12 protein-coding genes are annotated in these 14,985 nt (G+C 43.7%); 7 read left to right on the top strand and 5 right to left on the bottom strand.

Annotated features, from left to right (window positions below; translation table 11 throughout):
- Window positions 1–77 precede the first annotated feature (77 nt).
- The 3 genes from AC27KT_RS07300 to AC27KT_RS07290 all read left to right on the top strand — a co-directional run bounded on the left by AC27KT_RS07300 (window position 78) and on the right by AC27KT_RS07290 (window position 2,873).
- The gene (locus AC27KT_RS07300; RefSeq protein WP_487128668.1) at window positions 78–890 is read left to right on the top strand and encodes an adenylate/guanylate cyclase domain-containing protein; all 813 of its coding nucleotides are present in this window, start codon (window positions 78–80) and stop codon (window positions 888–890) included.
- A 348-nt stretch (window positions 891–1,238) separates the two neighbouring features.
- Window positions 1,239–2,405, top strand: a complete 1,167-nt coding sequence (locus AC27KT_RS07295; RefSeq protein ID WP_487128666.1) for a cupin domain-containing protein — start codon at window positions 1,239–1,241, stop codon at window positions 2,403–2,405.
- 9 nt (window positions 2,406–2,414) lie between these two features.
- The gene (locus tag AC27KT_RS07290; protein WP_487128664.1) at window positions 2,415–2,873 is read left to right on the top strand and encodes a GNAT family N-acetyltransferase; all 459 of its coding nucleotides are present in this window, start codon (window positions 2,415–2,417) and stop codon (window positions 2,871–2,873) included.
- A gap of 36 nt (window positions 2,874–2,909) precedes the next feature.
- Here the strand turns inward: AC27KT_RS07290 and AC27KT_RS07285 are convergent, their stop codons facing one another.
- Complete coding sequence (locus tag AC27KT_RS07285) at window positions 2,910–3,329, bottom strand: DUF4826 family protein (protein WP_487128662.1); 420 nt, start codon at window positions 3,327–3,329, stop codon at window positions 2,910–2,912.
- Window positions 3,330–3,672: 343 nt separating this feature from the next.
- On the opposite strand from AC27KT_RS07285, the gene AC27KT_RS07280 reads away from it, so the two are divergent.
- From AC27KT_RS07280 to AC27KT_RS07270, 3 genes are all read left to right on the top strand, one after another.
- A complete protein-coding gene (locus tag AC27KT_RS07280; protein ID WP_487128660.1) occupies window positions 3,673–3,888 on the top strand; it encodes a PGPGW domain-containing protein in 216 nt (71 codons plus the stop codon).
- A 370-nt stretch (window positions 3,889–4,258) separates the two neighbouring features.
- Complete coding sequence (locus tag AC27KT_RS07275) at window positions 4,259–4,765, top strand: (2Fe-2S)-binding protein (RefSeq protein ID WP_487128658.1); 507 nt, start codon at window positions 4,259–4,261, stop codon at window positions 4,763–4,765.
- The gene (locus AC27KT_RS07270) at window positions 4,762–7,023 is read left to right on the top strand and encodes a molybdopterin cofactor-binding domain-containing protein (protein ID WP_487128656.1); all 2,262 of its coding nucleotides are present in this window, start codon (window positions 4,762–4,764) and stop codon (window positions 7,021–7,023) included. The genes AC27KT_RS07275 and AC27KT_RS07270 overlap by 4 nt, the downstream gene beginning before the upstream one ends.
- A 706-nt stretch (window positions 7,024–7,729) precedes the next feature.
- Here the strand turns inward: AC27KT_RS07270 and AC27KT_RS07265 are convergent.
- Entirely contained in the window at window positions 7,730–7,879 is a 150-nt protein-coding gene (locus tag AC27KT_RS07265; RefSeq protein ID WP_156964778.1) for a hypothetical protein, read from the bottom strand.
- Between the two features lie 304 nt (window positions 7,880–8,183).
- Entirely contained in the window at window positions 8,184–10,556 is a 2,373-nt protein-coding gene (gene ppsA, locus AC27KT_RS07260; RefSeq protein ID WP_487128653.1) for a phosphoenolpyruvate synthase, read from the bottom strand.
- A gap of 271 nt (window positions 10,557–10,827) precedes the next feature.
- Between ppsA and ppsR the strand changes: the two genes are divergently transcribed.
- Window positions 10,828–11,640, top strand: coding sequence for a posphoenolpyruvate synthetase regulatory kinase/phosphorylase PpsR (gene ppsR / locus AC27KT_RS07255; RefSeq protein ID WP_039222165.1), 813 nt, complete (start codon window positions 10,828–10,830; stop codon window positions 11,638–11,640).
- Window positions 11,641–11,718: 78 nt separating this feature from the next.
- Here the strand turns inward: ppsR and AC27KT_RS07250 are convergent, their stop codons facing one another.
- Both AC27KT_RS07250 and AC27KT_RS07245 read right to left on the bottom strand, forming a co-directional pair.
- On the bottom strand, window positions 11,719–12,633 hold the full coding sequence (locus tag AC27KT_RS07250) for a hypothetical protein (protein ID WP_487128651.1): 915 nt from the start codon (window positions 12,631–12,633) through the stop codon (window positions 11,719–11,721).
- Between the two features lie 321 nt (window positions 12,634–12,954).
- Entirely contained in the window at window positions 12,955–14,934 is a 1,980-nt protein-coding gene (locus tag AC27KT_RS07245) for a tetratricopeptide repeat-containing sulfotransferase family protein (protein ID WP_487128649.1), read from the bottom strand.
- Window positions 14,935–14,985 lie beyond the last annotated feature (51 nt).

Below are 14,985 nucleotides of genomic sequence, written 5' to 3'. Positions count from 1 at the left end.
AACGCGGTCATTAACACCGCGTTTTTTTATACCTATCTCTACTGACTATTCAGTCCATATAAAACGGGAGCATGTAGATGGATTTACACAACACGAAAGAGACGAAAATTTTCGAACCTGATAATCAATGCCTCCCGAATTTTGGCACCCAAAGCGCGCTGTCAACTGCATCTATTAAGTCATTAAACAGCAATGACATAGGGAATATCAGCATTAAGCAAAAGGTGTCTAGTGCGGTTGTCATTTTTTGTGATCTTTCGAATTTTCAGCGTTTGACAGAAAAATACGGGGACATGAAGTGTGCTAGCATCATAGAAGCGCTTTTTGCTCACTTCGATGAAATTGCAACATCTTCACAGCTAACACCGTTAAAAACCAACGGCGATCAGTACATTGCTGTGGGATTTCTAACCAAAAATGAACTGGTTGACGCAGCCCTTCATCTTTGCGCAACAAGCGCTGTAGAGTTTGCTATAAAAGCTCGTGACCTTGTAAGTCGCAATAGCTTGCTCGTATCAATGTCTTGTCAACTTCGCGTTGGCATTGCGACAGGCGCCTTGATTTCGGGCTCATCCAATCGTTCACCCGCAGGGTTTGATATCTGGGGTACTACTGTTAATAAAGCGGCAATGTTAGAGCAATTTACTGCGCCTAGTACTATCGCGATATGTGAAAACACACACCGAGTGTTTGTCACGCCAGCAGATAAATCCGCTAGTCCAATTACCCATGGTAATGCCACCTTTTGGCAACAAAACATCAAAGCGTTGCCTAGTGATAAAAAGCAAACCGATGAATACGTCCCTGCAAGTCACTGCATCAAGGCACTACGTTTTTATAAGACACTAATTCAAACTAAAGCAACGTTTCTAAACGCGTACATATGCTAAATGCATGGATGCTTCAACGAAAACACGTTACCTAGATTCGAATAAAGCGGCAGCAGCAAATTTAAACCGTTAACGATATTTTTTATTATTTGCCGGATTACACGCTTATATTAAACATGAATCATTGTTAGCTTTTACTGCACTAAGGTAGCAATCAGGTTACCAATAAATGATAATGCCGCTTTTACGATACCATTACGTTTTGACCCAGAGTAGCTTTTGATATTGGCTTGTTTCACGTGCTGTATTCGCTCACCCTTATTTATACTTACGCGCGCTAAACTGCTATTTGTTTATCACTTGGGTCAGCAAAAAAACCATTAAACTGGCTTACAAAAAAGAGATGCTATGGGCAATAACGACAACACGTATTTTATTGATGCACAATCCGGTAACGGCTTTAACGCAGAAACATTCTTGAAGCACTACTGGCAGCAAAAACCGGTTGTAATAAAGCAGTTCTTTTTAGACTTCACCGACCCAATAGATGAAAACGATCTAGCAGGTCTTGCGCAGGAGTCCGAGGTTGACGCTAGGATTATTAGCCACGTGCAGGGGAGCTGGCATGTTGAACAAGGGCCAATTAACGATTTTGATAACGCGTGCCAAGGAAACTGGACCTTGCTCGTTCAAGGTGTAGATAAATATGTGCCAGACGTTGCGCCCATCTTGGAACCTTTCTCTTTTGTACCTAACTGGCGATTGGATGACCTGATGGTAAGTTTTGCCACAAACGGTGCTGGTGTTGGCGCTCATATCGACCAATACGATGTATTTCTTGTTCAGGGTAAGGGAAAAAGACGCTGGCGAGTGGGTAAACCTGCAAACTACAAAGAAATCTTCCCGCACCCGAAACTACGGCAAATAGAGGGTTTTGACCCTGTAATAGACGTTATTGTTGAACCTGGTGATGTAGTTTACGTCCCGCCAGGTTGGCCTCATGACGGACAAACTATTGAAGACAGTTTGACCTACTCAGTAGGTTATCGCGCTCCCGATAATCTTCAATTAGCTGAAAGCTTAGCAATGATGCTGGATAAAGGTTCAGGCAATTACCGCTTTACAGATCCTGCCAGAGCGGGTCAGGCTAATCCCGCGCTAGTGAGTTCAAGTGATGTTGCAGCGTTAAAACAACAGTTAATAGACGCCATAAACGGTGAGGATTTTACCTTCGCATTACTGGAAGCAATGAGCGAGCAAGGTATACCCGAGTATCCTCTTGAGGATGAGGTTAGCTTAGAGCAAATCTCAAATGAGTTTGCCGCTGGTATAAGCTTTGCCCCTGCACCTGGGGTTAGAGCATTAATATGTGATGGCAAACGCGGGCTTCCTCGTGCGCTTTACGTCAACGGCAGTCAATTCGCTTTTTCTAAACGTGACCAAGAATGGTTTGAAGTGTTGGCATCAGGCAGCATTTTGAACGCAACTTGTTGCCAAGATGCCCCCTCTTTTACATTTTTAGAAACCTTAACTACACTTATAAATAATGGTTACTGGGAATGGTTCGAGGGTTAACAGGTAAGTATGGCGTTTACTATACAAAACGTCGATTGGGAAAAGGATAAACATCGACTTAAAGCACTGAGGGAACATGTTTTTGTTTTAGAGTGGCGCGTGCCTGAAGCGAGCGAGTTCGACGAGCACGACCACTCTGCATGTCATGTACTTATTATTAACGATGAAAACGAACCCATTGCTACCGGGCGATTAACCCAACGAGGTGAACTAGGTCGAATTGCCGTTAAGCGCTGCCACCGAACACTCTCTGTTTATCGTGCTTTGTTTGAAGCCTTAATAACCGCCGCCAAGCGAAATAACGTTCCTAATATTAGAGTGATATGCAACCTTGAAAGCGTGTCATATCATAAGTCCATTGGCTTTACACCAGACGGTCAGGTTTTTATGGATGCTGGTGTACCGAGACAAAGATTGAAATGCCCGGCAGAGCGGTTTCCCCTGCCGGACGTTACGCAGCTTCATTAACCTTGTGGAATTGAGGTATAAGAAAAAGCCGGACTATTATTGGCCCCAAAAATCTGGGGTATTTTGCATGGTAAACAAGCTCTCAGCTCGATTAACTAAAAGTTCGCCAAATGCCTTCTGGCTTTCATCAGCACCCTCAGCGTTAATCAAGTTTTCAGCTTTCATTTGCCAGTGCATAGCAAAATGACGCAACACTTCTTTTGCATCTTTTGCATTGTCCACCGACGTATAGTCAGTAGGCAGGTCGCCGCTTATTACCCAATAAAGTTTTCCGTCCATCGCTCTTATTTTCCAGACAGCCAGGTATGGCATTAAGTAACGGCTTTCTTCGGTAATTACTGTGTCAAACAGTACGCCATTTTCGGCTAAGAATTTGTTAGCTTTTTGAAATTGTTCTCTTACCCAATCTGCACGTTCTTCTTCGCTGATAGGTTGTCTTTCTTGTTGTTCAGCCATGGTTTCTCTCTTTCTTATCGTTTTTTATTTGCGTAATCTTGATGTCCACGCATTGATGTCTTCTCACGCATAATTTCTTAGAGCAGAGGGCATTGAATGCAGCGCCTCGTGCTTGTGTATCTGCCTTCCTTTGTACTGTATTTCTAGCGAGCTTTCCACTGCAATAAGGCTAATGGTTACCCATTGGCATTCAAACGATTACTAATTCGACAATATCTTAGTATTTGCTGCAAACACCTATATCGAAAGGTATAGCACAAACATTTACATTTTTATCATTGGCAAAGAAATACTTTTGAGTAAGACTAACAATATATTTTCTATTTTAACCGAGTTCTGACGTATGCGTATATTAAGGCTAACGCTAGGGGCAATCTTGTTTGTTGGCGGAATTATTTTAACTTTACTCCCAGGCTCTATACTTTTGGTTGTATCTGGCTTGGTTCTTTTGAGTTATGACTGGCCACGAGCAAGGGGTTGGCTCAAATTTAGCCAAAGGGCGATGACGTTAAGTGCGCGCAAACTAGACCGATTTCTTTTAATGAGAAAGCTTCGCTAGTTTCTCTTTTTGTAAGCGATTATGTGCCCCTCCTAGACAAGGTCAAATTTCACATTCCTTGGCAGCGAAACTGTCGGCGTTGCTATCTCATTTTGTCGCAACCACTTAACATTTAATCTTATGTAAATGCGTAATAATGTAATGCGTGTTAACGTATTCTAAAGTATTAATTGCGAAGCCTTTAACAATAAAAGTAGTGGCGTATATCTTTGAATGTTCTGCATCTTAGATAGTTCGTATCATCAGGCAATGTAACCGTATCGATATGATTCTGTGTAGTGCGTTTACCCCGCATTGCGCTGCTTGGGTAGGCCATATTTAAACCATCTGGCCCCAGTCATATCTTTCGCTTACCAATGGAGACAAGACCATGATCACGTTTACCGTTAATGGTAACAAACACGAATTTTCTGGTGATCCATCAACACCAGTGTTGTGGTACCTTCGTGACGAATTAAACCTTACAGGACCTAAGTTTGGCTGTGGTATGGCGCAATGTGGCGCTTGTACTGTTCATATTGACGGTATGGCACAACGCTCTTGCGTATTGCCTGTCTCTGCCGTTCAAGGCAGAAAAATTACCACTATTGAAGGACTTAGCGAAAATGGTGAGCACCCCGTTCAAAAAGCGTGGGTAGAACACAAAGTACCACAATGTGGTTTCTGTCAGTGTGGTCAAATCATGCAAGCTGCCAGCCTGTTATCGACCAACCCAACACCAAGCGACGAAGAAATTGTTCAGAACATGTCTGGCAATATCTGCCGATGCGGAACCTACCCTCGCATTCATAAAGCCATTAAGTCAGCATCGAAATCCATGACCAGCAATGCAGGCGTGAGCTACTTTGACCCAACCCAAGCGGGGGAAGAAGCATGAGTGAAAATACTTATTTTGACATGAATCGCCGCAGCTTTTTGAAATCCACAGCGGCCGCAGGCGCGTTAGTCCTTGGCACCTACTTTATGGGTGGTGCGCCACGTGCTATGGCTGGAGTTTTGGCGAAACCAGCAGAAAACGCAAAGCGCGCAAACTTGTTTATTGCACTTCGTCCTGACGGCATGGTTGAAGTAACGTGTCACCGCAGCGAAATGGGTCAACAGATCCGTACTGCTATTGCCCAGATAGTCGCTGATGAAATGGAAGCAGCGTGGGACAAAGTCGTTGTTATTCAGGGCAAAGGCGACCCTAAGTACGGTGACCAAAACACCGATGGCTCGCGTAGTATTCGCTTTAATATGCAGCGTCTTCGAGAAATGGGCGCAAGCGTGCGTTATATGATGCAGCATGCAGCAGCTAAGCGTTGGGGTGTTGAGCCAAGTACCTGTGTTGCCGAGCAGCATGTGGTAACACACACTTCAGGTAAAACGCTTGCTTATAAAGATTTAATAGACGATGCATTAACCATTACGCCGCCAGAAGCAGACAAGCTTACGCTTAAAGAAAGGAAAGAATGGCGTTACATTAATACCGGTATGGCGCATATCGATCTTCAAGATATCGTTACTGGTAAAGCCACCTTTGCCGCCGATGTGCGCGAGCCAAAAGCACTTGTTGCTATAATCGAACGCCCACCTGTAGTGGGCGGTAAGGTGAAAAGCTTTAATGCTGACAAGGCTAAAGCAGTAAAAGGTGTTGTCGACATTATTGAAATTCCAGCCCCTAAAGGTGCGCCTCAGTTCCAGCCTAAAGGTGGAATTGCAATTATTGCAAACAACACATGGGCAGCGTGGCAAGGCCGTAAGGCGCTAGAAGTGACTTGGGACGATGGTGCAAACGGCGACTATAACTCAGCGAACTTTAAAGAGCAGCTGCTTAACACAGTAAATGCACCTCAAGCGCTTGTTAGAGAAAAAGGCGATGCGTTGAGCGTTTTAGAAAAAGCCAGCGACAAGCTGGTTGCTGACTATTACTTGCCGCATTTAGCACAAGCTCCCATGGAGCCACCATGCGCTACTGCCATGTACCATAAAGATCGCGTTGACGTGTGGGCCGCAACACAAAATCCGCAGGCTGATATGGAAACCGTGGGCGCTATGGTTGGCATGGACAAGGAAAAAATCAACGTTCACGTTACCATGTTGGGTGGCGCATTTGGGCGTAAGTCTAAGCCTGACTTTTCTGCTGAAGCTGCATTCCTTTCAATGAAAACGGGCAAACCAATCCGCGTTCAATGGACCCGTGAAGACGACATTCAGCACGGTTTCTACCATGCAGTGTCTGCACAGCATGTTGAAGCAGCGCTTACTAAAGATGGCAAAATTGACGCTTATCTTCACAGAACCGCGTTTTCACCCATTGCCTCTACTTTCCAAGAAGGAGCCAACGCGCCGTTTAGCTTTGAGTTAGATTTGGGCTTTACAGACAATCCAATTCTTACACCAAATATGAAGCTAGAACGCGGTGAAGCACCAGCAAAAGCGCGTATTGGATGGATGCGTTCTGTATCAAATATTTTTCACGCTTTTGCCGTTCAGTCGTTTATCAATGAAGCGGCGCACAAGGCAGGTAAAGACGCGAAGGATTACCTCTTAGAAGTTATCGGCCCTGACAGAGTTATCGATGTTACCGAGCAAAAAGCCGAATACAACAACTATTGGGGTGATAAATCGGTTTATCCACTGGATACAGGGCGCCTGCGCAATGTTATCGAGAAAGTGGCTGACATGGCTGGTTGGGGTCGAGAGATACCAAAAGGCCGCGGCCTTGGGATAGCAGCGCACCGCAGCTTCCTAACATATGTAGCCACTGTGGTGGAAGTTGAGGTGTCTGACGCGGGCGAGCTAAACGTAATTAAATCATGGGTGGCCATTGATGCAGGTACTGTGGTTAATACAGACACGGTGAAAAACCAAACGCAAGGCGGCTCAGTATACGGTATTACCACCGCCATCAGTGACGGTATTACCTTTGATAAAGGTCGTGTACAGCAAAGTAACTTTCACAACTACCGTGTGCCGCGTATGAGCGATTCACCACTAGAGGTAGACGTAGAAGTAATTGAAAGCGATGCACCGCCAGCCGGTGTAGGTGAACCAGCAACGCCGGTATACGCACCAGCGCTCTGTAATGCCATTTTTGCGGCGTGTGGTAAGCGTATTCGTCAATTACCTATCGGTAACCAGCTAAAAGCATAAGCTCCTAAATAACCAGCACCGCCATGAGTGAAATCTCAAAGCCATGGTTTAAGTATTTAAAAAGGGTAAACACATCATGTGTTTACCCTTTTCTTATCGGTGTACTTTTATACCCCTTTACGTTTGCTGCATGTCCACGTTTAGCTAGGGAACTTACAAACGCCTTCTGCGTGGGGAATTATCTATCCAAAGTAGTACAAGGTTCACTTTGGACGCTAAGCATGCTCTCGTTGTTACGTTTATTTAGAATCAAAATTTGGTAAAAAAGGTCAGGATTTTTTAAAACACTTCAAGGATGAGAGTAAAGACAGTAAAGGTTGTAGATGCTTAAGCAGAAGCACGCTAGGGAGATAACGATGCACGCGACGAAAAGATGGACGAAAATACCGTAACTTGCGTAAGCAAATACCGCACAAATCAAACCAATAGTGAATTCTACAAGGGCTGCTTCACAAAGGGTTCTTATATTAGTGATTACTGGTTGAGCAAAAAATTTGAACCGATAAGCCATTTTTCTTCCCTTCCCTGTATCTAAAATATTGCTAACGTTATTTGACTACACTAGCACATAAATTGAAACTCAAGGAAAAAGCCTTACCCGAAAAGACCAACCAAAAACTGAAAGTCGAAGTGTAGACTTTCAAAATTTCTTTTTAACCAAACAAAAAACTCGGACTATTTAAGCCCGAGTTTAACAACTAGATATTCACTCGTAGTTGCGTTCCATCCACATCAACTGCATTTTAAGTTCGTTAATTTCTTTTTGGGCTTGCGCCAACTGCTCTACCACAGAGCCTGATTGCATAACATTTTCTTCGGAAGTGTTTACTGAAACCGCGCTGTCATTATGTGCCATGAGAATTCAACCAAGTTATTTATTAATGAAAGATTCAAAGTGAAAGTCACCATGTAATATTACATTTTTAATTACACAAAGTCATGTTTTCAGCACACAAAAACGCATACTTTTGCTAAATAACCATAGTTTTTTTGAGGAATGTAATACGCGACTTCAATAACCTAAATCTTCAAGTAACTTCAGTAACAATCAAAAAAAAAGAGACCCGAAAGTCTCTTCTAAAAGTTGTTAAAGCTGGTTCTAAAGTAAGACTAACTATGAGCCAAACATTTATCTAATTAAGAACCATCGCGTTACGCCGTTAGCCGTGTTTTTCTGCAAGGTATAACCACGTTTCTACAACTGTATCTGGGTTTAGTGATACTGAATCGATACCTTCTTCCACCAACCAGGCGGCAAAATCTTCATGGTCGGATGGACCTTGACCACAAATGCCTACGTATTTTCCACGCTTCTTCGCAGCCCGAATTGCCATTGAAAGCAATGCTTTAACTGCTTCGTCACGCTCGTCAAACAAGTGCGCAATAAGGCCGCTATCACGGTCTAGACCTAGGGTAAGCTGCGTTAAGTCGTTAGAACCAATAGAGAAACCATCGAAAATGTCTAGGAACTTATCTGCAAGCAATGCATTTGATGGAAGTTCGCACATCATAATAACGCGAAGTCCATTTTCACCTTTCTTCAAACCTTGCTCTTCTAGAAGCTCGATAACTTTACGACCTTCTTCTAGCGTGCGTACGAACGGGATCATGATCTCAACATTGGTTAAGCCCATTTTGTTGCGAACCCGTTTAATTGCTTCACATTCAAGGGCAAAACAATCGCGAAAATCTTCAGAGATGTAGCGGCTTGCACCACGGAAACCCAACATTGGGTTTTCTTCGTCTGGCTCGTATTGATAACCGCCCACTAAGTTGAAGTATTCGTTCGATTTGAAATCTGACATACGAACAATAACTTTCTCTGGCGAGAATGCAGCACCAATGGTCGAAATACCTTCTACCAATTTCTCGATGTAGTATTCCGTTGGCGATTCGTAGCCTGCAATCATATCGCTAATTTCTTCTTTCAGCTCTTCAGGCTGGCTGTCGAAATTAAGTAGTGCTTTAGGGTGCACACCAATCATGCGGTTGATAATAAACTCAAGGCGAGCAAGGCCAACACCCGCGTTTGGCAAGCGAGCAAAATCAAATGCGCGATCAGGATTACCCACGTTCATCATAACTTTAAGCGGAAGGTCAGGCATTGCGTCAATGCGTGATGTCACAACGTCGAACTCCAGTTCGTCACCGTAGATAAAACCGGTGTCACCTTCAGCACAAGACACAGTGATTTTATCGCCAGTATTAATACTGTCAGTGGCATTGCCACAACCAACCACCGCTGGAATGCCTAACTCACGTGCGATGATAGCCGCGTGACACGTACGGCCGCCACGGTTGGTAACAATAGCAGACGCCTTCTTCATGATAGGCTCCCAGTCAGGGTCTGTCATGTCAGTGACCAGAACATCACCCGCCTGGATCTTGTCCATCTCTTCAATTGAATCAAGTACCTTTGCTACACCAGCGCCGATTTTGTGACCAATTGCGCGGCCTTCAACAACAATGTTGCTTTGACCTTTTAATTGGAAGCGCTCAATGCTTTGTGAGTCTTCACGGCTGCGTACTGTTTCTGGACGAGCCTGAACAATGTAAAGCTTGCCGTCTGCGCCGTCTTTGGCCCATTCAATGTCCATAGGACGCTTGTAGTGCTGTTCAATAATTTGTGCCTGCTTAGCAAGCTCCATAACTTCTTCGTCGGTTAACGAGAAGGTTTTGCTGTCAGCAGCATCAATATCAACAATAGATACTTGTTTACCGTGTGCTTCATCATCTGAATACACCATCTTGGTTAGCTTACTACCAAGGTTACGACGAACGATAGCTGGAAGACCTTTGTCTAGCGTTGGCTTGTGTACGTAGAATTCGTCAGGGTTAACCGCACCCTGCACCACCATTTCACCTAAACCGAATGAGCTGGTTATAAATACAACGTCTTCAAAGCCAGATTCTGTATCGATAGTAAACATAACGCCTGATGAAGCGATGTCACTGCGCACCATACGCTGAATACCAGCGGATAGCGCCACGCCTTTATGGTCGTAGCCTTGGTGAACACGATAAGAAATAGCGCGGTCGTTAAATAGCGATGCAAACACGTGCTTTATAGCCACAAGCACGGCTTCATAACCTTTAACGTTTAGGAAAGTCTCTTGTTGTCCTGCGAATGACGCATCTGGCATATCCTCTGCGGTAGCAGACGAACGCACTGCAAATGAGGCCTCTTCACCAGCATCACCCTGTAGCGTGACAAACGCAGTTTTGATTTCTTCTTCTAATTTGCCTTGGAATGGCGTATCGATGATCCACTGGCGAATGTTCTTACCTGCTTCGGTAAGGGCATTTACATCGTCTACGTCTAACGAGTCTAAGACTTCGTGGATACGAGCTTCTAAGCCGCTTTGCTCTAGAAACTCATTAAATGCTTCGGCGGTGGTAGCAAAACCACCCGGCACCTGCACACCGGCGTTAGCCAGGTTTGAAATCATCTCGCCTAATGATGCATTTTTGCCGCCTACGCGACCCACATCATGCATGCCCAGTTCTTGATACCAAAGTACGTATTCTTGCACAGCCCAAGCCTCCAGCTTTTTTATGTGTAGGGTATGAGGTTAATTTCAGGTTTGTGCTTTTTATCACCTGAAACTCATCAAATTGTTGTCGATATGTGGCGAAAACCACTGTTAACGCTGTCCATTAGTTTTGACAGCAAACCTTTGAAATTTGCCGTCATTCACAAGAACCGTGTAGCTTTTCGACGAAATCATCTTAGAATGGGGAAATTCAGAAAGTAAACCCTTTATTACTTTTGTAATAAAATTACACCAATGTTAAGGATATGTTGTGCGCACAGCTTTTTATATTTCAGATGGTACAGCCATCACTGCAGAGGTCTTTGGCCACGCCCTGCTTTCTCTGTTTCCTGTTTCTTTCAATCACAACACTATTCCTTTCGTTGAAACTGAGGAACAAGCTCACAAAGTTTTACAGCAAATTTCTGAAAGTTTTCAAGACACCGGAGAGAGGCCGCTTGTTTTTTATACAATTGTGAATGTAGATATTCGCAAAATAATCTCTAAATCCGTGGGCATTAACTATAATTTTCTCGATCAATTTGTTGCGCCCTTAGAAAAAGTATTAGGGGTTCCCTCAAAACCAGAAAAACATCGTACACACAGTATCCACGAAACCACCTACGATATTAGAATTGAAGCCGTAAATTACGCGTTGGCCAATGACGACGGTTCCAACCTAAAAGACTACGACGAAGCCGATATTATACTTACCGGCGTTTCACGCTCAGGAAAAACGCCTACAAGCTTGTACTTAGCACTTCAGTACGGCATCAAAGCAGCTAACTACCCTTTTACAGAGGAAGATATGGGCGACATGCTGAAGCTTCCCCCTGCTCTACGACGATACAAGCATAAACTCTTTGGGTTAACTATTGCAGCGGATAGACTCCATCAAATACGTTCTGAGCGCCGTGCAAACAGCAAATATGCGTCGCTACCACAATGTCGAATGGAACTTCGTGAAGTAGAGAACTTGTATAGAAAGGAAAAGATCCCGTTTTTGAATAGCACCAAATATTCTATTGAAGAAATTTCGGCAAAGATTTTAGCCGAGACTGGACTGAAACGCCGTAAGTATTAGTGAATCTAACAATTGGTAAACAAAAAAGCGTGCCGCAATGTGCATTTTGCCTGCAGCTAATCGAAATGAACCTAACGATTAATGCGGTGCGTTATCTTTTACCAATTTTCGGTAGCGCGATAACTGTAAAGATGGAAGCCCCTCAACAGATATTTGCTTGAGCCAACGTCTCGCTTTTTCAGGGTCGTTGCCAAGCGTAGCGTTTTCCGCTATCCGTAACTTAATACTGTTAATTTGAGCGATATCCTCCGCTTGCTCCGCACATGCTAAACCATTCAGGAAAGCCTGCTCTGCCTCCTGATAATTCCTATTGTTGCGAAGCGCTACAGCATAATTGCTGTAGGCAACGGCCTGCTGCTGCAGGTTAGGTACCTTCAACGCCCAATGTAACGATTTAACTCGATATTCGATATGTTTTGCATTGTCGCCTTCTTTCAATGCTATGTGCCCCAGTTCAGCAAATATTTCTTGGTAGAAAAAAGGTGCATCGTAGTTTTCTCTTTCAAGTTGTTCGGCAAAGTCCTGTGCTTCTCTTGCTTTACCCAGTACGGCTAGAAGATTTAGAATCCTTATACCCACTTGAGGAGACGGCATCTTTATATATTGTGCTTTTAATCCCGTCAAAGACTCGGTTAGTGCTGCTCTCGCTTCGTCTTCTCGGCCGTTAGCCCTTAGCCATTTTCCAAAAAACAAAGACACCAGCGGCTCGTACTCTGATACTCCTTCTAAATTAGAGGTTTCAAGCCAAGGCCTGAGAAGCGCATAAAGCTCACCGTAGCGTTGAACATTAAATAAGATATCAAACTTTCTTATTTGAAGATCCCACCATGGGAGTGTGTTTTTCTCTAATTGATTTTGTAATACGCTTATTTTCGCTAAGCACTTGTCAACGCTTTCTTCGCAAAGAGGCTGGATGTCTTTTGTGGCGGCGTTTGCATGAAATACAAAAAGCGCAAAGAATAATAAAATGCTGAGTGATAGTTTTTTTATCATTACTAGCGAAAGCTCTTATTTTGTATGCAGTATACGTCAAAAGCAGTGCCTGTAATAGTTAACAAGAGAACCCATAGATTCTCTTTAAATAAAAAGACCGTCGTGTTGATGGGGAGTATCAATTAGCCGCATCGCACTTAGCAGCAACCCGATTCGCATTTTTCCAAACTCAACGTTTTATACCTAAAATTATTTTCACATAAACGTTGAGGAAAATCGTAATCGTTGAATCAGCTGCGCTAATTAAAAAACAGGTTTGTTTCGCAAAACATAGCCTGCCTTCTTTTACTTACTGGGCATTACTCACTTCTTCAAAATGTGTTAACGGGCGCTGGTTACGTCAAGCACTGCTTTTAACTCCCCCAAATCAGATTCAAAAGGTTTCCACTGCCCCATCCCCGTCTTGTAGATAGGTTGACGAACCTGCTCTGAACTTGGTGTTTTAATGACTCTTTTGGTTTTATGAAACGCTAGGCAGTTATCTTCAAAGGCTAAGCCACAAAAATCAAGAATGCGTTTAACCTGACCTTCCAAATCATCTAGGACATCTTCATGCTGCACTGTCAGAATCTCGCCAGGCAATACTTCATTCCAGTGGGCCATGAGTTCTTCATAAGCATTGTAATAGCGACCAATGTCATCAAGTGAATAGCTAAATTCCTGCCCTTCGCCAAAGAGTTGTTTAAAGCCGCTAAAACAGCAGTCCATGGGGTTTCTTCGTGCATCAATAATCTTTGCGTTGGGCAATATCTTTTTTATAAGCCCAATATGAATGAAATTGTTAGGCATTTTATCAATAAAGAAAGGCGCACCTTGTCGATAGGCTTGGGTTTGCTGTATATATTGCTCACCTAGTTTTGACAGTGTTTCTTCGCTCAATGCTGATACATTTAATGGGTAAGGCGTAGTTTGATGACTGAGTGACGACGCTATCCCTAATATGTCGTGCAGCTCCATCGTACCGTCCACTTGAGAGTGCGACGCGAGGATCTGCTCAAGAAGAGTTGAACCTGCCCGAGGAAGACCAACAATAAAAATAGGATCGGACGCCTGGCAGCCTTGCGCTTTGTTAAAGCTTTCCTTTGTAAAAGCCTGCTGCTGAGCCTGTAATGCCTTCTCAGTTTTAGCAATATCGAATTGTAGCGTACGCTTTTTAAGGCTATTACCCCGCGCATAATACTCAAACGCGCGGGAAGCATTTGCTCTGTCTTCGAATCCCTTTCCTAAAGCAAAGCAAATGTGAATTTCATCATCCAATTTTGTCGCATCAGCATCTACCAGCGTGACCATTTGCCTGATCAGGGCATCACTAAACCGATAGGTTTTTGTGTTCGCTAAGCTCCAGTATGCATCGCCAAAGTCCTTTTCAAATACAATGGCTTTCTCATAAGCCTGTATTGCATCGTCAATATCTCCTTTAGCTTTTAGGGCATGCCCTAACGCTACCCAAACTGCAGGCCTATCCTCGCTATCTTTTAGTAACTCTTTATAAAGATTAATGGCTTGCTCTAACTCACCTATACCAACAAGCGCGTGCGCCAAGCCTACTTTTACGGTGAAGTTGTCTGGTGATTGTCTGAGTCGCTTGCTAGCTACAGTCGCGGCATCAGGAAATTTACCCATTTTAGATAACAGGTTTTGGTAGGCAGCGGCAGCTCTGTCATTTTCTGGGTATAAAGTGACACAGCTTTCTAATAGAAATTCAGCGTCGCTATATACTTTCAATTGAATCCCAATTTCGGCAAGCAACATCATTGCTTCAGGGTGATGCTCATGACTAGCTAGAAATTGTCGACATACTTGTTCAGCTTTGTGCAATTGCCCTTCGTGCATTAGATCTGTAGCGCCTAATAGCGGCTTGGGCAACGATGTAAGAAATGCAATTTGCTGCTGACAAAGCGCTAGTGCTTGTGTTTGATCATCTGCTTTATACACTTTTTCAAGCTGAAGCCATGCCGTTAATAACGCTGGATTAAAACGTGTGGCCTGATAAAAACTATGCGCAGCCTTTTTTCGATCAGAAGACAAGTAACAGTAGCCCAGTTCTTGATAAGCCCGGGCGTAATTTGGGAAGTATGCAATGAGTTCATTTAACGTTTCGATGGCGCTGTTTACATCAGCCAATAGACGGTATGCTACCGCTTTTAAATATAGCACCTCTTTGAGCGTATTTTGGCTTACACCCAACGGCTCTTTAGCCCGTCGCAGCATGTCATTGCATCCAGAAATGACGGCTTGATGCTGTGATTGCATAAGCCCTTGCTTTAACTGCTGTATTTCTTTTTGTTCTTCTAGTGTCATTAAAAACGCCTGTTTTTAAATTAGCGTAAAAACAAAAAACGGCGAACTCGT

Source organism: Alteromonas sp. 5NW40-0090, assembly GCF_057552975.1.
Note: the sequence above shows the minus strand (reverse complement) of the source record. Positions and strands in the feature narration are given on the sequence as shown.